The organism is Bradyrhizobium sp. ERR14 (assembly GCF_014198235.1).
Lineage (GTDB): Bacteria > Pseudomonadota > Alphaproteobacteria > Rhizobiales > Xanthobacteraceae > Bradyrhizobium.
In genome coordinates, this window is sequence record NZ_JACIHD010000011.1 from 182,371 (window position 1) to 203,143 (window position 20,773).

The window sequence follows — 20,773 nt, forward strand, 5'->3', positions numbered from 1 at the left end:
GACTTCATGCGCATCACCGCAAGATATTTGGCAACGACAAGCCTGGTTCTGGTCACCATGGCGGCGGCCTCGCCATCATGGGCCGCCGATTTGGACGCTACATCGGCGATCGATACCGTCACGGTTTACCCCGATGGCGCCACCGTCACCCGCGTCATCACGGTCGATTTGCCGTCCGGGGATTCGACGCTGGTCGCCAAGGATTTCCCGCTTGGTCTCGATGCCTCCTCCATCCGGGTCGAGGGTGAGGGCGGCGCAAAGCTCACCATCGGCACGATCGATGCGCGGTCGCCTCGCGCCGCGCCGGTCAATCTGCCCGAGCTGGAAAAGCGCATCGAGGCCTTGAACGATCAGCGCGCCGATTTGCAGGGCGCGATCGACTCGGCGAATGCGCGGCGCAAGTTTGCGGAGCACTTTGCGGAAACCTCTCCCGCGGGGATCGGCGACAAGGGTGAGGCGCGGCCGATCGCCGAATGGCGCGCGGCCTTTGCTGCGGTCGGCGAAGAAATTGCGAGCGCCGACACCGTCATCCGCGATGCCACGCGCAAGACGCGGGAAATCGACCGGCAGATCGCCCAACTCGAGGTCGAGCGCAAGGCGAAGCCGCCGAGCAAGCTCGAGGTTCGCATGGACGTTGCCGCGACTGCTGCGACGAAGGCGACGCTGCGCGTGACTTACGCCGTGCGCAATGCGCGCTGGATGCCGCTCTATGACGCTCGGCTCGACACCGGCGCCAAGGATCGCAAGCCGCAGCTCGAGCTGATCCGCCGCGCCGAGATCACGCAATCGACCGGCGAGGATTGGTCCAACGTGACGCTCGGCGTCTCCACGACCCGCATCAGCCGCGGCGGAAGTGCGCCGGAGCTGCATTCGCTGGTCGCGCAATATCCACAGGTGCCGAAGCCGCTGGCAGCAGGTTCGGTCTCCGATCTGGCGCGGCCCGCGCCGGTTCTGCGACAGATGCAATCGCCAGCGATGGCCAAGATTGCGGAAGCGGCCGAGCCGCGCGAACGTGCCGACGAGCAGCAGGCAATTGCCGAGATCGGGGATTTCCAGGCGACGTTCAAAATTCCCGGCCGCGTCAGCCTCGGCGCCGCCGAGGGCGCCAAGAGCCTGCGGATTGCAGCGATGACGGTGCCCGCCGACCTCGCGGTCCGCGCCGCACCGGTGCTGGACCCGACCGCCTTCCTCGAAGCCAGCTTCAAGCAGACCGATGACACGACGCTGCTGCCGGGCAAGGTCGCGATCTACCGCGACGGCGTCTTTGTCGGTCGCGGCAAGCTTTCCGCTTCCGCCAAGGACGACATCGTCCGCCTCGGCTTCGGCGCCGACGACAAGGTGAGAATCGAGCGCGCCGTGCTCAAGCGCAATGAGGGCTCGGCCGGTCTCCTGGTCACGACGTCCAAGACCGACGAGCGTACGTTCAAGACCACCATCCGCAACGGTCATGATTTCCCGATCAAGGTTGCGATCGAGGATCAGTTGCCGGTCAGCGAGAGCGAGGACATCGTCGTCGAAATGCTGCCCGCGACCACGCCGCCGACCGCCAGCAACATCCGTGACCGCCGCGGCGTGCTGGAATGGTCGTTCGACGCCAAGCCGGGCGAAGTCAAGGATATCAACTTCGCCTGGCGCATCCGCTGGCCGAAGGACAAGAGCATGGTGATCGTCCCGGCGGGGTAGGCTGTTCGCCCCAAACGAGATGCGCTTCCTCTCCTTGCGGGGGAGGGAGCGCACCTTCATCGTGGCGGCGGCGCCGCCTGCATCGACTGCGGAAGCACGTAAGGCACGCCGTCGTCGCCTTGATGGACAACGGCATCGATCTCGAAGATCTCGCGGATGGTTTCGCGGGTGACGACATCCGCGCGCGAGCCATCTGCGGCGAGCCTGCCGCCAGCCAGCACGACCAGCCGGTCGGCGAAGCGGATCGCGAGATTGAGGTCGTGCAGGATCGCGATCACTGCCGTGCCGCCGGCCGCACGGCGGCGGGCGGCTTCGACGAGGTCGATCTGGTGGCGCAGATCCAGGCTCGAGGTCGGCTCGTCCAGCAGCAGGAGGCCCGGGCCGTGCTCGGCTTCGCCGCAGGCGAGCTGCACCAGCACGCGGGCGAAATGGGCGCGCTGCTGTTCGCCGCCTGATAGAGTCGGCAGTTGCCGTTCGCGGAAATGGGCGAGCCCAACCTCGTCGAGGGCCGCGTCGGCGAGCGCGCCTGCTTCACGCGCGCTGCGCTCGCCCGCGCCCATCAGCACGATCTCCTCGACGGTGAAGGGGAAGGTGACGTTGATGTGCTGGGACAGCATCGCGCGCCGTGCGGCGAGCTCGCGCGGCGGATAGCTGCTGATATCGCGCTGTTTCAGGCGCACCGCACCCTGGTTCGGGCGGAGATCGCCGGAGAGCAACCGCAGCAGCGTCGACTTGCCGGCGCCGTTCGGGCCGATGATCGCGACCATCTCGCCGGCCGCAACCGTCAGGTCGACGCCATCGAGCAGCGTCGCGCGGCCGGCGCGCTTGCTCAAGCCGCGCGCCTCGATCACGGCGCTCATAGCGAGGCCAGCCCGCGCTGCCGCAGCAGGATGAAGAGGAAGACCGGCGCGCCGACCGCTGCGGTCAGGATGCCGATCGGCATCTCCGCCGGCGCCACGATGGTGCGCGCCAGCGTATCGGCGCCGACCATCAGGATCGCGCCGAGCAGGACCGAGGCCGGCAGCAGCAGTCGATGCGCAGGTCCAATGACGAGACGGAGCAGATGCGGCACGACGATGCCGACGAAGCCGATGACGCCGCTGATCGACACCGCGACGCCGGTCATGGCGGAGACCATGACGATCGAGATTCGCTTGAGACGCTCGACGTCGACGCCGCCGTGAAAGGCGTCGGCCTCGCCGAGCACCAGAAGATCGAGGCCGCGCGCGATGAAGGCACAGGCGCCAAGCCCGATGATGAGAATGGGCGCCAGCATGGCGGCCTTGGTCCAGGTCGCCCCGCTCATCGAGCCCAGCAGCCAGAACGTGATGTCGCGGAGCTGGCGGTCGTCGGCGACGAACACCAGCAGCCCGATGCCGGCATTGGCGATGGCGGTGATGGCGACGCCGGCGAGCAGGAAGACCGCGATCGAGGTGCGCCCCGAGCGGCTCGATATGCCGTAGAGGATCGCAGTCGTGGCCAGCGATCCCGCGAATGCCGCGAGCGGCAGGAGCTCGGCCTGGAGGAAGCGCAGCGTCTCGCCGAAGCGCGAATCGGTGAAGACGATCGCGCTTGCGGCTGCGAGCGCGCCGCCGCTGGAGACACCGACCAGCGCGGGATCAGCGAGCGGATTGCGAAACAGTCCTTGCATGATCGCGCCGGCGGCCGCGAGCAGGCCGCCGACCATCGCCGCCGCCGCGATCCGGGGGACGCGGATCGACCACAGCACGAGCTGGTCGCGGGCCGTTATGGCCGTGCTTTCGCCTGATAGCCCCAGTGCGGCAGGCAGGCGGGAGAGGGGAATGCCGGCGGCGCCGAAGCTCAGCGCCACGATCGCGGCGACCGCGAGCAATGCGATCAAGAGAGGAATTGCGAGCGATGCGGACCGCCGCCGCGCGTTGGCGCGTCGTTCCGTGCCGCGCGCTTCCATGCCGATCGCCACGCTCATTGCCGGCAATTCGCCGCCGACAGCGCCGAGGTGAAGGCAGCGCCCGGTTCGGCCAATCCCGGATAGAGTTTCACCGAAAGGTCGCGCGCCGCCGCCGCCGTCCGTGGCCCGAAACCGAGCAGATAGAGCCCGTCCATGGTGATGAGGCTCTTGTTGGCCACGACCGGCGTCAGGGCGAAGCCGGGATGGGCATAGATCGCGTCGGCCTGCAGCGAGTCCTTGCCACGCTCGATCGACAGCACCACGTCCGGCTTTGCCGCCGCGATCGCCTCGTCACCGATGATCTTGTAGCCGTCGAAATCGTCGACGGCATTCGCGGCGCCGGCGAGCTGGATGATCTCGTTGGCCGCGGTCTTGTGGCCGGCGACCATGGCGCGCCCGTTCTGGAGCGACATCACGAATATCACACGCACCGGCTTGGTCACCTTGGCGCGCAGGGCGCGCAGTTGGGCAAAATCGGCGCCGACCGCGGCGCTCAGGCACGCGGCGCGTGCGTCGACACCCATGGCGTGGCCGACCAGCCTTATCTTCTCGATCAGTCCGTCCTCGGAGAAGGTGTCGGGCACCAGCACCAACGGCACTTTCGCCGTTTCCAGGATCTCCATGGTCGCGTGCGGGCCCGAGCCCTGAATCGCCAGGATCAGGGTGGGATTGAGACCCAACACGCCTTCGGCGGAGATCTGGCGCATGTAGCCGACATTGGGTTTGTCTTGCAGCGCCGCCGCTGGATAAAGGCTAGTGGTGTCGACGCCGACCAGCCGGTTCTCGAGCCCGAGCGCATAGATGATCTCGGTGATGGCGCCGCCGATCGAGACCGTGCGCGCGAAGTCGGTCACGGCGACGTCGCGATTGCGCGCGTCATGCACGGTGATGCCGGCGGCGTGCGCGGCAGAGGCGAGCGCGATCGTGCTGGAGAGCAGGAGGCTTGCGAGGGTGCGACAAAATGTCATTACAGGTTACTTCGTCAGGATCAGCTTGTTCTGCGAGGTCAGGCGAAGCCGATAGCTGTCCTCGCCGTGCGCGATGATGATCTCGCGCTCGACCGCAAACAGCTCGCGACTGTCGATCCGGCTCCCACGCATGGTGAGGGTTCGCGTTGTCGCAGAAGGGCTTCCTGCCGACCCCGCCGCGTCGCCGCTGCTGTCTCCTGATGTTGCCGACATGTTGGGTGTGATGCGCTTTCGAAACTCTGGGTGCTGCTTGTTTGTATAAGCGGCACGAAGCGCATTCCAACGGCCGCAATTTACAATCGATATAAACTGCAAGCTGATGTCATTGACCGTCAGAGTGTTGCCACGTAACCAATTATGGCGGCGGGGTGACTTGCCCGCGTCTTGAGAAAATCAGCCAGCCAGTCGTTCGCGTTGCGAACGCACGCCAGCCAAACGACCTGAAAAAATAGAGTGAAGTGCAGGCTGGGGCTGATATGGCTGACGGGGCTAGGTATTCGCGCGCCTTGATTTTGGGCGCGTCGGTGGTTTCATTTGCGGCAATGACGACGGAGAGCGGTCTTGCGCAGACCGCCGCGCCGCAGGCCGAAAGTGCGTCGACGGAACGGCCGAGGCAGGCCAGGCGCAAGCCGACCAAGCCGCTGGTCGCGCAACAGGCAGCGCCCGAGGTCCTCAACGCCCGAGCCCAGGCCGGCGGCACCGCGCCGGTTCAGACGCTCGACACCATCACGGTCGCTGCAACGAAAACCAAGGAGCGCGCGATCGATGCGCTCGCGCCGGTCAGCTCCATTTCGCTCGACCAGATCCAGGGTCTTCAGCCGAACCGGCTGTCGGGCATCTTCTATGCTGTACCCGGCGTGTCGTTCCAGGAACGCGGCGACGATCCCGCGACCTTCATCAACATCCGCGGCCTGCAGGATTTCGGCCGCGTCGCCGTGGTCGTCGACGGCGCGCGGCAGAATTACCAGCGCACCGGCCACAACGCCAACGGCTCCTTCTTCCTCGATCCCGAATTGATCGGCGGTGTCGACGTCGTGCGCGGTCCGACCGCCAACATCTACGGCTCCGGCGCAATCGGCGGCCTGGTCTCGTTCCGCACCAAGGACATCGACGACGTGCTACGTCCTGGCGAGCGCTGGGGCGTCGATCTCTCCGGCTCCTACGGCTCCAACAACAATCGCGGCCTCGGCTCGGTCTTCGGCGGCGTGCGCGCCACGCCCGACGTCGATATCTTCGGCGGCGCGGTCTATCGCACCCAAGGCAATTACAAGGACGGCAACGGCACCGAGATCGGCAACACCGGCAACCAGGTCGAGGCCGGGCTGATGAAGCTCACGGTGCGGCCCGCGATCGGCCACGAGGTCAAGTTCGGCGCCGTCTTTCAGGACTACCAGTACGATGTCGGCCAGTTCAACCGCGGCCCGGTCGCGACGGCGGCGCAGCGCGCGCTGTATCAGGGCTCGTCGGTCTATGCGTCCGACACCAAGAACTACACCGGAACGGTGACCTGGAACTATTCGCTGCCGAGCGACAATCTGTTCGACTCGCACATATCGGTCTACGGCAATCGCACCGACAACGACCAGACCAAGACCTATCACTACTCGACATCCGGCGCGGCCTATTGCGGCGCCGGCAATGTCGGCAACAACATCTCCGGCTGTGTCGGCGACAAGCGCGGCTATGTCCTCGATACGTTTGGCTTCGACGCCAACAACACCACGCGCTTCAACGTCGGCGACTGGCGCAATGCCGTGACCTACGGCGTCGACGCATTCCAGGACGACGTCATCACGACCGACAGCCGCGGCAATTCCAACATCACCACGCCGGGTGGCATCCGCACCGTGTCGGGCGGCTTCATTCAACTGAAACAGAACTACAACACCTGGTTCGAGGCGGTGAGCGCGATCCGCTATGACCGTTACAATCTGCAGTCCGGCGGTACCAATGCGAGTGGCGATCGCTTCTCGCCCAAGATCACCCTCGGTGTGACGCCGGTCCCGGGCTTCCAGCCCTATGTCAGCTACGCCGAAGGCTATCGTGCCCCATCGATCACCGAGACGGTGATCTCCGGCGCGCATGCTAACGGCGGCAGCCCGATCAACCTGCCTTGCCCGGATGGGACAACGGGTCTGTTCTGCTTCCTGCCAAATCCGAACCTGCGGCCGGAGGTCGGCAAGAACAAGGAAGTCGGCATCAACCTCAAATACGACAACATCTTCACCGCGTCCGACTCGTTCCGCGGCAAGATCAATCTCTTCCGAAACGACGTCTCTGACTACATCGAGGCGGTCTCGTTCAACCCCGTTGCGACGATGTTCGGCACGTTCAACCAGTTCTACCAGTACCAGAACATCGCCAATGCCCGCATCCAGGGTTTCGAGGCCGAGACGATGTACGATGCCGGCAGCTGGTTCATCGGTGTCGCCGGTCATTACATCCAGGGCAAGAACGCTGTCACCAATGTCGGGCTCGCGACCATCACCCCGCGCAAGGTCGTCACGACCGGTGGCGTCCGCCTGCTCGATCGCACCCTGATCCTGTCGGCGCAATGGGCCTCGTTTGGTGCCAACAACGATGTACCCGTCGGCTATCTGCCTGCGACCGGCTACGAGCTGGTCAATTTGTACATGACCTACAATGCGACCAGGGACATCGTGTTCACGGCTTCGATCGACAATCTCTTGAACCAGTACTACCGGCCTTACGCCATTCCCGGCAGCTCGACCGACGGCACGTCGCAGAACGACGTGCTTTGGTCAGCCCCGGGACCGGGCAGGGTCTACAAGGCCGGCATGAAGATCCACTTTGGAGGTGCGTAGCCGCCAGCTTCGCAGCACCACATCTCCGCCGGGCCGCGCTGATGCTCCAGCGCGGCTTCGGCGTGTTTCGTTTTGATCAGAAGGAGAGACTTTGATGTTCATCGCCATGAATCGTTTCCAGGTGAAGAAGGGTGCGGAGACCGCGTTCGAAACCGTCTGGGCCACCCGTGAATCCTATCTTGGCAGCATGCCGGGCTTCGTCGAGTTTCACCTGCTGAAGGGCCCTGAGGCCGAGGACCACACCCTCTATTCGTCGCACACCACCTGGGTCGACAAGGCGGCGTTCGAGACCTGGACGCGCTCGGACCAGTTTCGTCGTGCCCATGCCCGCGCCGACAACTCGACCGGCGAGAGCCTGTATCTCGGCCATCCCAAGTTCGAAGGCTTTGAGGTGATCCAGAGCGAGCGCAAGGCCGCGGCCGCCTAGATCGCAATAGCAGAGGAGCCGGACATGTTGAGCACCGATCTTGCCGATCTCAGGGCCCATATGGCCGACAATCCGGGCGCGGTGATCGAGGACGTTGCGCGCCAGCGCAAGGTCACCCCGCGCAGCGTGATCGAGGCGCTGCCATCCTCCATGGTGCATATTGGCGGCGGCGAGCATTTTGCCGCCGCCATACAGGACATCGCGGAGTGGGGCGAGGTCACGCTGATCGTGCACACCGATGACGCGATCTTCGAGTTCACGGGCGCCATTCCCGCGGGCGAGATCGGCCGCGGCTACTTCAACCTGATGCAGCCGAAGGGTCTGCACGGCCATCTTCGCCACGAGCGCTGCGCAGGCGTCGCCTTCGTCGAACGCCCGTTCATGGGCAAGTCGTCGGCCTTCGTCGCGTTCGTGAACGCCGACGGCGGCATCATGTTCAAGGTCTTCGTCGGCCGCGACGAGACAAGGGCGCTGCGGACGGATCAGCTGGCGCGGTTCCGGCAGCTCGCGGCCCGGATCGCGGCGCAGCCGGCTGCGTAGCTTTCTTTTGTTGTCGGGAGATCAGGATGCAAGGCAAGTCCAGGCTTCGGCAAATGGTCGTTGCAATCGCGCTGGCGCCGACACCGGCCTTCGCGATCGACGAAGCCCTGTTACCGCGCAATCTGTCGCCCTGGGGCATGTTCGTCAGCGCCGACATCATCGTGAAGACGGTGATGATCGGGCTCGCCGTCGCCTCGCTGGTGACATGGACGGTGTGGCTCGCCAAGACCATCGAGCTGCGTCGCAAGGGTGCACTCGCCTTGCGGCAGACGCGCGCACTCGAAGGCAACATGACGCTGGCCGAGGTATCGTCACGGGCCGGTGACGCGCGCGACGCCGTCGCCCAGCTGATCCAGTCCTGCGCCAGGGAAGCCGAGCTCTCCGGCGGCATCCTCGACGACGGCCTCCAGGAGCGGGTGGCGCTGCGGCTCGAGCGGGTGGAGGCGGCAATGTCCAGACAGATCGCGCGCGGCACCGGCGTGCTCGCGACCATCGGCGCCACCGCGCCCTTCGTCGGCCTGTTCGGTACCGTCTGGGGTATCATGAACGCCTTCATCGGCATCTCCGAGAGCCACACCACCAGCCTCGCGGTGGTCGCGCCGGGCATCGCGGAGGCGCTGCTCGCCACCGCGCTCGGCCTCGTCGCGGCGATCCCGGCGGTGGTGATCTACAATCATCTGGTCCGCGGTATCGCCAATTACCGCGCGCTGCTCGGCGATGCCTCGGCGCAGCTGATGCTGCTGGTCAGCCGTCAGCGCGACCACAGGGAGTTCCGCCTGGCGCGGGCGGCGGAGTAAGCTCATGGCTGCGAAGCTCGGCGCATGCGGGGGATCTCCGCTCAAGCGCGGTGACCCGGATGATCTCGACGTCGTCAACGAGATCAACGTCACGCCGTTCATCGACGTGATGCTGGTGCTGCTGATCATCTTCATGGTGGCAGCCCCACTCGCCACCGTCGATATCGGTGTCGAGCTGCCCGCGACCGCAGCCGAGCCGGCGCCGCGGCCGGACAAGCCGACCTTCGTGACGGTGAAGCCGGATCTCACAATTGCCGTTGGCGAGGACACGATGGCCCGCGACGGTCTCGCCGCCGCCCTCGATGCCGTCATCAAAGGCCGTAAGGACGAGCGCATTTATCTGCGCGCCGACAAGGCCGTCTCCTACGGCGACCTGATGGAAGTGATGAACACCCTGCGTAACGCCGGCTACCTCAAGGTCGCCCTCGTCGGCCTCGACGGACGCAACTGATGGCCGCGAACGCCTTTGCCCTGCATGAGCCGCTTCGAGAACGCGAGACCGCGCGCTGGGGCGCATCGGCGGCGGTGATCGTGGCGTTGCACATCGCCGCCGCACTGCTGGCGATGAATTGGATCAGGTCGCAGCCCGAGCAAGGTGTCAACATGCCGGCGATCCTCATCGACATGACGCCGGAGACATCGGCGCCGCCGTCGACACCGCTCGATATCGCGCCGGGCCCCGTGATGGAGCAGGCGGATGCGTCGCCGCCGGAGCCGATGCAGCAGCAGGCCGTCGAAGAGACGATCGCGCCGACGCCGCCGCAGGAAAAGCCGGACGTGGTTGCGCCGCCGGAGCAGAAGCTGGAGCCGGCTCCGCCGAAGCCCGAGCCGGTGCAAGTCGCGCCCGTGGAGAAGCCGGCACCGGCAAAGCCTCGGGTGGTACGTCCCGACGCTCGGAAGCCGTCGGATGCGCCGCCCGCGCCGCGCACCAGCGCGCCGCCACGTGCCGAGCGCCAGGCTCCGCTGGCATCCGCCGTGAGTGCCGGCTCAGTTGCTTCGGCGATGGCAACCTATTATCAGCGCGTGCGCGCGCACCTCATGCGCTTCCACCAGTATCCGACGAGTGCGAATGGTCAGAGGGGCGTGGTCAAGCTGAGCTTCACGCTCGGCCGTGGCGGTCAGGTGCTGTCCAGCCGCCTCGGGGGCTCTTCGGGTGTGGCGGTGCTCGATGCCCAGGCCATGGCCATGGTGCGTCAGGCCCAGCCATTTCCACCGGTGCCGTCCGAAATCACTTATGCGACGATTCCCATCAACGTGGGCGTCGCGTTTGGTAATTGATTTGCGACGAACTCCTCCCCCGCGCGAAGCGGGAGAGGAGCATAGCGTCAGCCTATTTCGCCTTCAGGAAGTCCGCGACTTCGAGCAGCATGAACTCGTCGTCGTCGGCCTTGTTGGGATCGCGGCTGGAGGAGAACGGCAGATTGTTGTCGTTGCCGACGATGATGTGGGTGTCGTCGACGCGATCGACGTTCTCGATGGTGAAGAACGGGAAGGTGTAGACGCCGTCGTTGAGCGGCTTCCTCGCCTTCTTGTCGGGATCCCTGATCTTCATGAGGTCGATATAGCCGATCTTGCGCACGGGCTTGCCGACATTGGCTTCGGTGAGCTCGATCTTGTAGATGCGCTTGAACTTGGCAAGATCCGGAAAACAGGTCTCGCCGCGGGTGCCTTGCGGGCAGGCCTTGTCGGCGGTGCCTTCGCCGTTGTCGCGCTCGATGATGAGGCCGGAGGCCTGATCGATCATGTTGAAATCGCCGATGGCGTTGCCGTTCTGCTCGAACACGTATTGCCAGTAGCGGCCGGTGAATTTTTCCGCGGCGATGTCGAATTCGAGGATGCGGGAGGCTTCCTTGCCGTCGACCTTCTCCCAGTCCTTTTTCTCGGCATCCCACAGCGGTCCCTCGAGCAGGCCGTAGAGGAATTTGCCGTCCTTGGAGGACGCAAAGCCCTCATAGCCCTTGGAGCGGCGGAGGTTGACGTTGGTGTAGGTTGCGCCCGGCGCGCCCGGCGTCGCCACGGCCCAATTGTCCGGCGACCGGACCGGCTTGCCGTCGGCAACCGTATCGAACACGGCCAGGATCTTGCCTGACTTGTCGGCCTTCAGGATGTAGGGGCCGAACTCGTCGCCGATCCAGAAGGTGTCGCCGATGATCTGGAAGCCTTCGGTGTCGAAGTCGGAGCCGGTGAGATAGCGCCTCTCGGTGTCCTCGTGCACGATGCGGAACGGGACCTTTTTGTCGGGGTCGTGCAGGAAGATCGTCTCCTGCCGATCGATCTTGCCGCTCGCCCAATCCATCTTGTAGCGGTTCAAATACAGCATCGAATCCGGCGAGTTGGCGCGCGCGCCCATGCCGTTGTCGGTGATGACCCAGAAGCTGCCATCGGGCATGGTCTTGATGCCGGAATGGCCCTGCAGCGGCTGGCCCTTGAACGGCAGCGACACGCCGGTCGCGCGCTCATAGGACTTGCCCATCACGGTGCCGAGCGCGTCGACCCGCTTGCCGGTGGTATATTTCCCCGAAGTCTTGAGATCGGCGGGGGCGTCGGCGGGGGCGTCGATGAAGGTGGCAGCCGGCATCACCACGTGGCCGGCGAGCTTGGCGGGGAATTCACCTTCGCTCTGCGCGAGCGCTGGGCTCGCGGCGAGAATGATCGTTGCGACGGTGCTGAGAAAAGTCGCGCGCATGTGCGTCTCCTGTTGGCGGACGCTCGCCTTATGCTGTCAGCGTGTTGCAGTTTTGTGAAACCGGGCCAAACGCCGCAGCCGCGATCTACTCCTTCACCGCGCCGGTCAGCGAGGATACGTAGTAGTCCACGAACAGCGAGTAGAAGATCGCGACCGGCAGCGATCCCAGCAGCGAGCCAGCCATCAGCGCACCCCACTGATAGACGTCGCCGGTGACGAGTTCGGTCAGGATCGCAACCGGCACGGTCTTGTTGGCGCCGCTCTGGATGAAGGCGAGCGCGTAGATGAACTCGTTCCAGGACAGCGTGAAGGAGAAGATGCCGGCCGAGATCAGCCCGGGCACCGCCAGCGGCAGCGTGATCCGCCGCAGGATCTGCAGCCGCGTCGCGCCGTCCACCAGCGCGCATTCCTCGAGCTCATAGGGGATCGACTTGAAGTAGCCGATCAGCAGCCAGGTGCAGAACGGCACCAGGAAGGTCGGGTAGACCAGGATCAGCGCCAGCGGTGAGTCGAACAGGCCGAACTGCACCACGACGGTGGCGAGCGGAATGAACAGGATCGACGGCGGCACGAGATAGGCCAGATAAATGCCAAGGCCCACATAAGGACTGCCGCGGAAGCGCAAGCGCTCGATCGCATAGGCGGCAAGCGTGCTCGCGATCAAGGACAGCGTGGTCGAGCCGATCGCCACCAGCATCGTCGTCTTGAGCCAGCGCGGATAGGCGGTGTCGAACAGCAGATGCTTGATGTGGGCAAGCGTCGGCGAGGAGATCCAGAACGGATTATGGTCCTTGTAGTTCATTAGCTCCGCGTTCGGCTTGAACGAGGTGATCGCCATCCAGTAAAACGGGAACAGCAGGATCAACACGAAGCAGCCGAGCGGCAGGTAGATCATCATCAGCCGCCGCAGCCCGGAATCCCAGGCCATGGTGTCCGGTGCCGCCTTCGCGTCGGCCACAGTGGCGGTTTGCGCGACGGTGTCAGTCATTGGCCTCTCCCTGCTGCCATTTGCGGCGCGCCAGGCCGAAATAGGAGAACAGCGTCGCGAATATCAGGAACGGGATCATCGATACCGCGATCGCCGCACCTTCGCCGAGCTCGCCGCCGGCGATGCCGCGCTGAAACGCCAGCGTCGCCAGCAGATGGGTCGAGTTGACGGGTCCGCCGCGGGTGATGGCGTAGACCAGCTGGAAGTCGGTGAAGGTGAAGATGATCGAGAACGTCATGACGATGGCGAGGATCGGCATCATCATCGGGAAGGTGATGTAGCGGAAACGCTGCCAGGCGCTGGCGCCGTCGAGCATCGCGGCCTCATAGAGCGAGGGCGAGATGGTCTGCAGGCCCGCCAGCAGCGAGATCGCGACGAAGGGAATGCCGCGCCAGATATTGGCGGCGATCAGCGAGAAGCGCGCCGGCCAGGGTGAGCCGAGGAAGTCGACATTGCCCGACCGCCAGTGCAGCACGTCGACCAGCAAATAGGAGATGATCGAGAATTGCGGATCGTAGATCCACCAGAACGCCAGCGCCGAGAGCACGGTCGGCACGATCCAGGGCAAGAGGATGATCGCACGCAGGATGCTCTTGAATGGAAAATGGTTGTTGAGCAGCAGCGCGAGCCAGAAGCCGAGCGCGAACTTCCCGAAGGTGGCGATGCCCGTATAGACCACGCTGTAGAACACTGCGTTCCACCACAAGGGATCGGTGAGCAGATACTGGAAATTCTCCAGGCCCACGAAGACGCCGCGACGGCCGATCGTGGTGTCGGTGAAGGCGAGCCAGATGCCGAGGCCGAGCGGGTAGGTCAGGAACACCGAGAGCAGCCCGATCGCGGGCGCCAGGCACATCACGATCAGGAACGGCTTGTAGTCGAACAGCCGCACCAGCCAGTTCGGTTGCCGCTGGGCAAGTACGGGAGAGGAGAGTGTCGTCACGGACATTAATGTGTTGTCCTATCGTTGAACGTCACCACACCGTCATTGCGAGCGAAGCGAAGCAATCCAGTCTGTCGCCGTGGCTGCAGTCTGGATTGCTTCGTCGCAAATGCTCCTCGCAATGACGACGGTTCTATCGTCGCGCGTTACCGCTGCCGCCGGAAGTACCGCTTGCAGCGCTGCTCGGCTTCCGCGGCGGCGGCCTCTGGCGTGGCCGCACCGGTCGCAACGGACGCGCACATCTGAATGAGCACGTAGTCGGCGCTGACGGCTCCGGTCGCCGTCGAGATCGGGCCCTTGTAGCCGTCATAGTATGTGCTGTTCATCGTGTCCTTGAACAGCTTCACCTTGGGATCCTGCGACCACACCGCGGCCTCGGCATAGGCGGCGAGCGGCTGCGACCAGTAGCCGGAATTGGCGTTGAGCCAGGGCTCGTACTGGTCCTTTTCCAGCATGTATTGCAGGAAGGCCTTTGCGGCGTTGGGGTACGGGCTGTGCTTGAACACCATGGCATTGAGGGTCAGGCCCGCCATCGGAGAGACCTTGGCCAGTCCCTTGGGCAGCAGCTGATGCTCGCTGTCCTCGGCGATCGCCTTGGTCGCCGGGTCGTTCTTGAGTGAGAAGTACAGCGAGACGCCGTTGGCGGTCAGGGAGATCTCCTGCGAGGAATAGGCGCGGTTGTTGCTGACGTCGTTCCACGACGGCGTGCCGGCGATGAAGGTGGGGTAGACCTGCTTGACCCAGTTCAGCGCCGCGATGGTCTCCTTGCTGTTGATGACGACATTACCTTCCTCGTCGAGCAGGGAAGCATTGTGCGACCACAGCGCCCAATTGGCGAAGCCGTTGCCGTCGCCCTTGGCGTTGCCGAGCGCGAAACCGGCCGGCTTGCCGGCCTTGTGCAGCTTCTGGCACAGGTCGAGGATTCCGGCATGGTCTTCCGGCACCTTGTCGAAGCCGACCGATTGCAGGATCGACTTGCGGTAGATCAGGGGACCCGCGGTGGCACCGAACGGCAGGCCGATCCAGGCGTCGCTCTTGTTCTTCTTGCCGTAGCGCTGCGCAAGCGGCAGCCAGCCGCCATAGCGCTTGCCGACATAATCGGCGACGTCGGTCAGCTCGATCAGCTTGTCGACGTAGATGTGGGGGGCGTCGGAGAAGCCGATGATAATGTCGGGGCCGGCGCCGGAGTTCGAGGTCACCGCGGTCTGCTGGTTGATGTCCTCCCAGCCGACGAAATCGACCTTGACCTCGACGCCGGTCTCCTTGGTGAACTTTGCCGCATTGGCGCGGAACACATCCTCGTCGGCCTGGACGAAGCGCACCGGGCGCAGCATGCGCAAGGACGCGCCCTTCTCGATCTCGAGCTTGGGCGCCGCCACGTCGGCGGCCTTGATTGTCGATGGTGTTGTTTGCGCTGCAGCACCGGTGGCCGCGAGCGTTGCAGCGGATAGGCCCAGCGCCAAGGCATCACGACGTGTGATGTCGTTCCTCATCAGTACCTCCCTATGATGTTCCCTTCCCGGCGTTGATCGCCGGTGAAGGGCCGTTCGGTCGTTGGCGCCTCGGGCGCCGGCTGTCTAGCTGTTCGGCCCGCGATCCATGCTGACGGGTTGCCAGCGGCGGAGCGTGGTGTCTTGCAGCACCGACGGATTGACGCAGCTTACCGGCCACATGCCCTGAAGCACCAGTGACAATTCGTAGCCCACGCGGCGCTTGCGTGCCTCGTCAAACCGTGCCGAGGCCGACGCCACGTGGGCGGTCAGCGTCACGTTCTCCATGCCGAGCAGGGGATTGTTGTGCGAGGGCGGTTCCTTCTCCAGCACGTCGAGCGCCGCGTGCGCGATCCAGCCCTCCTGCAGCGCCTTGATCAGGCTCTCCTCGTCCACGGTGGCGCCGCGCCCGGTGTTGATGAAGATCGAACCCTTCTTCATCTGCCGAAAGTGCTTCTCGGTCAGCATGTGATGCACCTCGGGCCTTGCCGGAGCATGCATCGAGACGAAGTCGGATTGCGACAGCACCTCGTTCAGCGTCGCCGGGATCACGCCGTGGTCGTACATCAGCGTTTCCTGGATGAAGGGATCGTAGGCCATCATGCGCAGGCCGAACGGCGCCGCGCGTTTCGCAACTGCACGCGCGACGCGGCCGAACGAGACGAAGCCGAGCGTCTGGCCCATCAGCCTCGGGACCTTGAGCAGCGCTGGCCGGCCCTCCGCCCAGCGGCCGTCACGCACCATGCGGTCCTGCTCGACCAGGCGGCGGAAGCCGGCGAGCAGCAGCATCATGGCGTGATCGGCGACCTCTTCGATGAAGGTGTCCGGAATGTTGGTGACGGGAATGCCGCGCGCGGTGGCCGCCTTGACGTCGACGCTGTCGACGCCGACCGAGCCGAGCGTGATGACCTTGCAGGTCTGCAAGCTGTCGATGATGGTCTTGGTGATCGGGATGCCCTTGGCATAGATGGCGTCCGCGGTCTTTGCTGCGGCGATGAACCCGGCCTCGTCGGCGGGGGCCTCAATGATCTCGGCGTCGATCGGATCGAGCGCCTCGCGCTCAAAGGAATAGTCGCTGCCCGCGACCGTGAAGCTCGCGCCCTTCGGCGTCACCACCCTGTATTTCGGCATTTTCTCGCTCCCGATTTGGTTTGTCGGTTCTTGTTGTGACCCGCCTCCGCGGGCGGGCCTTTGCGTCTTTTACGCGAAATCGGAGCGGTCGCGTACAATCGTCGGTTGCCGGTGTGGGGATAAATTGCCGCTTTTTGCGGCTGCGTCCGGGCTTCTACGGAGGCACGTAAGTAACTTGCTAAGGCTCTCTCCCTAAAAGTTGTTTCGATTTCGATCGATCTGTCGCACGCCCATATCCCATTATTGCCGGAGCTAATCGTGAAGTTGAGCAATCTGAAGATCGCCCCGAAGCTCGGCATCCTTGTCGGCGTCACCTTGTTCGGCCTGTGCATCTCCGGCGTCCTCGCCGGCTATCTGATGAAGCGCGAGATGGTGAATGCGCGCATCGATCAGGCCAAGGCGATCGTCGAGCTGGCACGCAACTATGCGGGCGCTCTGAAGAAGCGCGTCGACGCCGGCGAGCTGACGAAGGACGCGGCCATGGCCGAGCTTCGCCGCTACGGCAATTCGATGACCTACGACAACGGCGCGGGCTATCTGTTCGGTACGTCGTACGAAGGCATCACGCAGCTCGCGCCGGATCCCAAGCAGATCGGCACCAATCGCATGGATGTCGTGACCAACGGCCGCAAGCTGTCCGTCGAGCTGATGGACGGCGTCAAGGCCAACGGTTCGATCCTGCTGCATTATGAATATATGAAGCCCGGTCAGCCGACGCCGATCCGCAAGATCGGCTACGCGGTGGCGGTGCCCGGCTTCGACATGTATCTCGGCACCGGCGCTTATCTCGACGACATCGACGCCAAGATGGGCCCGGTCTATTGGCTGCTCGGCTTTGCCATGCTCGGCATTTTCGTTGTCGCCGGCAGCGTCGCCTGGCTGATCGGCCGCGGCATCAGCCGCCCGCTGGCGCTGCTCGGCGCCCGCATGAAGGATCTCGCCGACGGCAAGCTCGAGGGCGACATACCCGGCGTTGGCCGCGGCGACGAGGTCGGCGCGATGGCTTCCACCGTCCAGATCTTCAAGGACAACGCGGTCCGCATCCGCGACCTCGAAAGGACCGAAGCCGATGCCAAGGAGCGCGTCGCGGCCGAACGTCGCAGCGCGATGGAGGGCATCGCCAGCGACTTCGAACGCAGCGTCAACGGCATCGTCCGCTCGGTCTCCTCGGCCGCGGCCGGCATGCAGACGACGGCGCAGTCGATGACCGCGACCGCCAGCGACGCCTCCTCGCGCGCGGCGACGGTCGGCGCGGCCTCGCAAAAGGCCTCCGGCAATGTCGGCACGGTCGCGGCGGCCGCCGAAGAGCTGTCGAGCTCGGTTGCGGAAATCTCCCGCCAGGTGACCCGCTCGACCGAAGTCGCCAGCCGCGCCGTCAGCGACGCCGAGCGTACCAACGCCACCGTGCAGGTGCTTTCGACCGGCGCCGAGAAGATCGGCGAAGTCGTCAAGCTGATCCATTCGATCGCCGCGCAGACCAATCTGCTCGCGCTCAACGCCACCATCGAGGCGGCACGCGCCGGTGAATCCGGCCGCGGATTCGCGGTCGTCGCCTCCGAGGTCAAGGCGCTCGCCAACCAGACCGCCAAGGCGACCGAGGAGATCTCCGCGCAGGTCGCGGCGATGCAGACCTCGACCAGCGACGCGGTCACGGCCATCTCCGGCATCACCCAGACCATCGCCGAGATGAGCGAGATCACCGCCGGCATTTCCGCCTCGATCGAGCAGCAGGGCGAGGCGACCCGCGAGATCGCCCGCAACATCCAGTCCGTCGCGGCGGGCTCCAGCGAGATCAACGCCCATATCGGCAGCGTCACCTCCGCTGCGGAAGCGACCGGCACCGCGGCCACCGACGTGCTCTCCAACGCCCGCGAGCTGGACAACCAGTCCGGCGCGCTGCGCAGCGCCGTCGACGGCTTCCTCGCCAAGGTGCGCGCGGCGTAGATTCTTGCACTGAATTCGTAGGGTGGGCAAAGCGAAGCGTGCCCACGACTTGTCGCTATTTCGGACCGATGGTGGGCACGGCGCAAGTGCGCCTTTGCCCACCCTACAAGAGCAGTGCCCCGGGCGCAGCGTCACGACGTGCCGCCGCGTCCGGGACACGAGACCGTCCTACTGCTTCTCGATCTTCGCGTTCGTGATCAGCTTCTCCCACAGCACGAGCTGTTCGTTCACGAACGTGCCGAGCTGCTCCGGCGTGCCCGAGAACGCGTCCATGCCGAGCGTGGCGAGCTGGGCCTTGATCTCCGGCTTCTCGACGATCTTCCGGATCTCGGCGTTGAGCCGGGTCACGATCTCCTTCGGCATGCCGGCGGGGCCGAAATAGCCCTGCCAGGACGAGATGTCGAAATCAGGCACGCCGGCCTCCTGCATCGAGGGCAGGTTCGGCACCAGCGGCGAGCGGTCCTTGGTGGTGACGGCGAGCGCGCGCAGCGCGTTGCCGTTGACGTGGGGCAGGCCGGTCAGGATGTCGACGAACATCATCGAGACGCGGCCGCCCATGACGTCGTTGAGCGCCGGCGGCGAGCTCTTGTAGGGCACGTGCAGCAAGTCGAGCCCGGCATTGTGCGCAAAGGTCGCACCCGAGACGATCGCGGAGGACGATCCCGAGGCGTAGCTCAGCTTGCCCGGATTGGCCTTGCCGTAGGCGACCAGCTCGCCGACGGTCTTGGCCGGCACTTCCGGATTGACGACCAGCATGAAGGGCAGGTCGCCGGTGCGCGCGATCGGCGTGAAGTCCTTGACCGGATCGTAGGTGAGGTTCTTGAGCAGATAGGGATTGGCGGAATGCGTGGTGTTGGTCGTCACCAGCAGCGTGTAGCCGTCGGGGGCGGCCTTCGCGACATAGCTCGCGGCGAGCATGCCGTTGGCGCCCGCCTTGTTCTCGATCACGATGCCGACGCCGAGCGCCTGCGACAGATGCTGCGAGATCAGCCGTGTCGTCGTGTCAGTGCCGCTGCCGGCCGCGAACGGCAAAACCAGCGTGATGTTGCGGCTCGGATAATTGTCGGCCTGGGTCGTGGATGCGGCGGCGAGGCACAATGCGGCCGCTCCGGCGGCACGCAGGTTTCGAATCAGCCCTGAAAGCATGTTTGAACGTTCCCTCTTTTTGGTTGGCGGGGAACCTAGCGCCTCCTCGTCGAAATCGGAAGGCGCGAGTTTGTCGCCTTGTCTCCGCGTCGCGGAATTACTTCACCGCGGAGCCCTGGCGTGAGGCGATCACGACGCCGGCGAGCACCAGCGCGTAGCCGATCAGGTGGAACGGCTGCAGCTTTTCGCCGAGCAGCAGGATCGCCATCGCCGAGCCGAACACCGGCACCAGATGGAAGAACGGCGCGGCCCGATTCGGGCCGATCAGCGCGACGCCGCGGTTGAAGAAGAGATAGGCCAGCGTCGAGGGAAAGATCAGGATGTAGCCCAGCGTCGCCAGCGTCGTTCCGTCGAATTGCAGCACGCGGCCGCTTGCCGCCTCCCAGATCGCGGTCGGCAGCAGCATCGTCGCGCCGCAGCAGGTGGTGAAGGACAGGAAGGACAGCTGGTGGATCTTGGGCCGGCGCGGGATGAAGGCCGAGTAGATCCCGAACGCCACCAGCGAGGAGGCGAACATGATGTCGCCCCTGTTGAAGCTGATGCTCGCGAGCGCGGCGAGATCGCCGCGCAGAATGATGATCAGCACGCCGAGAAGCGAGATCGCGATGCCGGCGAACTGCCCGCCCGTCAGCCGCACGCCGAACAGCACCAGCGACCACAGCGCCACGAACAGGGGACCTGCCGACTGGATCAGCAGCGCGTTCAGCGCCTCCGTGTATTGCATCGCCCAGTACGAGATCGCGTTGTTGAAGGCGAAGCCCACCAGCGACAGGAACAGCATCAGCGGCAGGCTGTTGCGCAAGTCGGGCCAGTCGCGCTTCAGATGCGGCCAGGCGAACGGCAACAGGATCAGGAAAACGCCGAACCAGCGGATCGTGGTCACCGTCAGCGGCGGCACATGCGCGCCGACATGACGCGCCAGCACGATGTTGCCGGCCCAGAACAGCGAGCTCAGGCTGAGCAACAGATAAGGCTGGTTGTTGAGCCAACTGGCCGGATTGGCGGTCTTTGGCGCGGGCGGAGCAATCGTCATTGGCGTTGGACGAAAGCTTGCGCCGGATTGCCGTCGCCGCACAAGCCACGCGGCCGCAATGCTACAATGCAGGCAAACCCTGAGGAGCGCCTTTGGCGGTTAATATGTTGAACATCGCTGGCGCGCGTCTCCCCCTCTCCCCCTGTGGGGCAGGGGAATCGCATATGGGTTTTGTCTAGCTATTGCATTGGAAGGCAAGACGGATTCTGAAGACGACTCCCGGAAGACGGAGGGGGTCGGAT

General features: G+C 64.9%; 19 protein-coding genes. 8 read left to right on the plus strand and 11 right to left on the minus strand.

What is annotated here, in order from left to right:
• Nucleotides 1-6: 6 nt before the first annotated feature.
• Nucleotides 7-1,683 carry a mucoidy inhibitor MuiA family protein gene (locus GGD62_RS27340; protein ID WP_092254931.1) on the plus strand — a complete coding sequence of 559 codons (1,677 nt, stop codon included), beginning with the start codon at nucleotides 7-9 and terminating at the stop codon, nucleotides 1,681-1,683.
• Nucleotides 1,684-1,739: 56 nt separating this feature from the next.
• On the opposite strand, the gene GGD62_RS27345 is transcribed toward GGD62_RS27340, so the two are convergent.
• Genes GGD62_RS27345 through GGD62_RS40975 form a run of 4 tightly spaced genes read right to left on the minus strand, consistent with a single transcriptional unit; the run spans nucleotide 1,740 to nucleotide 4,794 of the window.
• A complete protein-coding gene (locus GGD62_RS27345) occupies nucleotides 1,740-2,543 on the minus strand; it encodes a heme ABC transporter ATP-binding protein (RefSeq protein ID WP_183711181.1) in 804 nt (267 codons plus the stop codon).
• A complete protein-coding gene (locus GGD62_RS27350) occupies nucleotides 2,540-3,631 on the minus strand; it encodes an iron ABC transporter permease (protein ID WP_183711182.1) in 1,092 nt (363 codons plus the stop codon). Before GGD62_RS27350 ends, GGD62_RS27345 begins: the two co-directional genes overlap by 4 nt.
• A complete protein-coding gene (locus GGD62_RS27355) occupies nucleotides 3,628-4,581 on the minus strand; it encodes a hemin ABC transporter substrate-binding protein (protein ID WP_183711183.1) in 954 nt (317 codons plus the stop codon). The genes GGD62_RS27350 and GGD62_RS27355 overlap by 4 nt, the downstream gene beginning before the upstream one ends.
• Before the next feature lie 6 nt (nucleotides 4,582-4,587).
• Nucleotides 4,588-4,794 (minus strand): hemin uptake protein HemP, encoded by a 207-nt coding sequence (locus tag GGD62_RS40975; protein ID WP_026201916.1) that lies wholly within the window; start codon nucleotides 4,792-4,794, stop codon nucleotides 4,588-4,590.
• 263 nt (nucleotides 4,795-5,057) lie between these two features.
• Here GGD62_RS40975 and GGD62_RS27365 point away from each other — a divergent pair, with 263 nt between their 5' ends.
• The 6 genes from GGD62_RS27365 to GGD62_RS27390 all read left to right on the plus strand — a co-directional run bounded on the left by GGD62_RS27365 (nucleotide 5,058) and on the right by GGD62_RS27390 (nucleotide 10,448).
• Nucleotides 5,058-7,406 carry a TonB-dependent hemoglobin/transferrin/lactoferrin family receptor gene (locus GGD62_RS27365; RefSeq protein WP_183711184.1) on the plus strand — a complete coding sequence of 783 codons (2,349 nt, stop codon included), beginning with the start codon at nucleotides 5,058-5,060 and terminating at the stop codon, nucleotides 7,404-7,406.
• 94 nt (nucleotides 7,407-7,500) lie between these two features.
• Nucleotides 7,501-7,833: an antibiotic biosynthesis monooxygenase gene (locus tag GGD62_RS27370; protein ID WP_183236223.1), complete on the plus strand. Its 333-nt coding sequence runs from the start codon at nucleotides 7,501-7,503 to the stop codon at nucleotides 7,831-7,833.
• A gap of 24 nt (nucleotides 7,834-7,857) precedes the next feature.
• Complete coding sequence (hutX, locus tag GGD62_RS27375; protein WP_183711185.1) at nucleotides 7,858-8,373, plus strand: heme utilization cystosolic carrier protein HutX; 516 nt, start codon at nucleotides 7,858-7,860, stop codon at nucleotides 8,371-8,373.
• A gap of 26 nt (nucleotides 8,374-8,399) precedes the next feature.
• Nucleotides 8,400-9,170 (plus strand): tonB-system energizer ExbB, encoded by a 771-nt coding sequence (gene exbB, locus GGD62_RS27380; RefSeq protein WP_183711186.1) that lies wholly within the window; start codon nucleotides 8,400-8,402, stop codon nucleotides 9,168-9,170.
• Between the two features lie 4 nt (nucleotides 9,171-9,174).
• The gene (gene exbD / locus GGD62_RS27385) at nucleotides 9,175-9,621 is read left to right on the plus strand and encodes a TonB system transport protein ExbD (RefSeq protein ID WP_183711188.1); all 447 of its coding nucleotides are present in this window, start codon (nucleotides 9,175-9,177) and stop codon (nucleotides 9,619-9,621) included.
• Nucleotides 9,621-10,448: an energy transducer TonB gene (locus GGD62_RS27390; RefSeq protein WP_183711189.1), complete on the plus strand. Its 828-nt coding sequence runs from the start codon at nucleotides 9,621-9,623 to the stop codon at nucleotides 10,446-10,448. Before exbD ends, GGD62_RS27390 begins: the two co-directional genes overlap by 1 nt.
• A 52-nt stretch (nucleotides 10,449-10,500) precedes the next feature.
• Here GGD62_RS27390 and GGD62_RS27395 read toward each other — a convergent pair whose 3' ends face one another.
• The 5 genes from GGD62_RS27395 to GGD62_RS27415 form a co-directional block, all read right to left on the minus strand.
• Nucleotides 10,501-11,856: an esterase-like activity of phytase family protein gene (locus GGD62_RS27395; protein WP_183711190.1), complete on the minus strand. Its 1,356-nt coding sequence runs from the start codon at nucleotides 11,854-11,856 to the stop codon at nucleotides 10,501-10,503.
• 85 nt (nucleotides 11,857-11,941) lie between these two features.
• On the minus strand, nucleotides 11,942-12,844 hold the full coding sequence (locus tag GGD62_RS27400; protein WP_038948453.1) for a carbohydrate ABC transporter permease: 903 nt from the start codon (nucleotides 12,842-12,844) through the stop codon (nucleotides 11,942-11,944).
• Nucleotides 12,837-13,793, minus strand: a complete 957-nt coding sequence (locus tag GGD62_RS27405; RefSeq protein ID WP_018317857.1) for a carbohydrate ABC transporter permease — start codon at nucleotides 13,791-13,793, stop codon at nucleotides 12,837-12,839. Before GGD62_RS27405 ends, GGD62_RS27400 begins: the two co-directional genes overlap by 8 nt.
• 140 nt (nucleotides 13,794-13,933) lie before the next feature.
• The gene (locus GGD62_RS27410) at nucleotides 13,934-15,280 is read right to left on the minus strand and encodes an ABC transporter substrate-binding protein (protein WP_183711191.1); all 1,347 of its coding nucleotides are present in this window, start codon (nucleotides 15,278-15,280) and stop codon (nucleotides 13,934-13,936) included.
• Nucleotides 15,281-15,364: 84 nt separating this feature from the next.
• The gene (locus GGD62_RS27415; protein WP_018317859.1) at nucleotides 15,365-16,408 is read right to left on the minus strand and encodes a C-terminal binding protein; all 1,044 of its coding nucleotides are present in this window, start codon (nucleotides 16,406-16,408) and stop codon (nucleotides 15,365-15,367) included.
• Between the two features lie 258 nt (nucleotides 16,409-16,666).
• Here GGD62_RS27415 and GGD62_RS27420 point away from each other — a divergent pair, with 258 nt between their 5' ends.
• Nucleotides 16,667-18,352 (plus strand): methyl-accepting chemotaxis protein, encoded by a 1,686-nt coding sequence (locus tag GGD62_RS27420; protein WP_026201919.1) that lies wholly within the window; start codon nucleotides 16,667-16,669, stop codon nucleotides 18,350-18,352.
• 168 nt (nucleotides 18,353-18,520) lie between these two features.
• Here the strand turns inward: GGD62_RS27420 and GGD62_RS27425 are convergent, their stop codons facing one another.
• Nucleotides 18,521-19,498, minus strand: coding sequence for a tripartite tricarboxylate transporter substrate binding protein (locus GGD62_RS27425; protein ID WP_183711192.1), 978 nt, complete (start codon nucleotides 19,496-19,498; stop codon nucleotides 18,521-18,523).
• Nucleotides 19,499-19,595: 97 nt separating this feature from the next.
• A complete protein-coding gene (locus tag GGD62_RS27430; RefSeq protein ID WP_183231674.1) occupies nucleotides 19,596-20,531 on the minus strand; it encodes a DMT family transporter in 936 nt (311 codons plus the stop codon).
• Nucleotides 20,532-20,773 lie beyond the last annotated feature (242 nt).

Excerpts from the sequence above, each read along its gene's own strand:
- GGD62_RS27340 (WP_092254931.1), top strand. The coding sequence starts at position 7 with ATGCGCATCACCGCAAGATATTTGGCAACGACAAGCCTGGTTCTGGTC.
- GGD62_RS27345 (WP_183711181.1), bottom strand. The coding sequence starts at position 2,543 with ATGAGCGCCGTGATCGAGGCGCGCGGCTTGAGCAAGCGCGCCGGCCGC.
- GGD62_RS27350 (WP_183711182.1), bottom strand. The coding sequence starts at position 3,631 with ATGAGCGTGGCGATCGGCATGGAAGCGCGCGGCACGGAACGACGCGCC.
- GGD62_RS27355 (WP_183711183.1), bottom strand. The coding sequence starts at position 4,581 with ATGACATTTTGTCGCACCCTCGCAAGCCTCCTGCTCTCCAGCACGATC.
- GGD62_RS40975 (WP_026201916.1), bottom strand. The coding sequence starts at position 4,794 with ATGTCGGCAACATCAGGAGACAGCAGCGGCGACGCGGCGGGGTCGGCA.
- GGD62_RS27365 (WP_183711184.1), top strand. The coding sequence starts at position 5,058 with ATGGCTGACGGGGCTAGGTATTCGCGCGCCTTGATTTTGGGCGCGTCG.
- GGD62_RS27370 (WP_183236223.1), top strand. The coding sequence starts at position 7,501 with ATGTTCATCGCCATGAATCGTTTCCAGGTGAAGAAGGGTGCGGAGACC.
- hutX (WP_183711185.1), top strand. The coding sequence starts at position 7,858 with ATGTTGAGCACCGATCTTGCCGATCTCAGGGCCCATATGGCCGACAAT.
- exbB (WP_183711186.1), top strand. The coding sequence starts at position 8,400 with ATGCAAGGCAAGTCCAGGCTTCGGCAAATGGTCGTTGCAATCGCGCTG.
- exbD (WP_183711188.1), top strand. The coding sequence starts at position 9,175 with ATGGCTGCGAAGCTCGGCGCATGCGGGGGATCTCCGCTCAAGCGCGGT.
- GGD62_RS27390 (WP_183711189.1), top strand. The coding sequence starts at position 9,621 with ATGGCCGCGAACGCCTTTGCCCTGCATGAGCCGCTTCGAGAACGCGAG.
- GGD62_RS27395 (WP_183711190.1), bottom strand. The coding sequence starts at position 11,856 with ATGCGCGCGACTTTTCTCAGCACCGTCGCAACGATCATTCTCGCCGCG.
- GGD62_RS27400 (WP_038948453.1), bottom strand. The coding sequence starts at position 12,844 with ATGACTGACACCGTCGCGCAAACCGCCACTGTGGCCGACGCGAAGGCG.
- GGD62_RS27405 (WP_018317857.1), bottom strand. The coding sequence starts at position 13,793 with ATGTCCGTGACGACACTCTCCTCTCCCGTACTTGCCCAGCGGCAACCG.
- GGD62_RS27410 (WP_183711191.1), bottom strand. The coding sequence starts at position 15,280 with ATGAGGAACGACATCACACGTCGTGATGCCTTGGCGCTGGGCCTATCC.
- GGD62_RS27415 (WP_018317859.1), bottom strand. The coding sequence starts at position 16,408 with ATGCCGAAATACAGGGTGGTGACGCCGAAGGGCGCGAGCTTCACGGTC.
- GGD62_RS27425 (WP_183711192.1), bottom strand. The coding sequence starts at position 19,498 with ATGCTTTCAGGGCTGATTCGAAACCTGCGTGCCGCCGGAGCGGCCGCA.
- GGD62_RS27430 (WP_183231674.1), bottom strand. The coding sequence starts at position 20,531 with ATGACGATTGCTCCGCCCGCGCCAAAGACCGCCAATCCGGCCAGTTGG.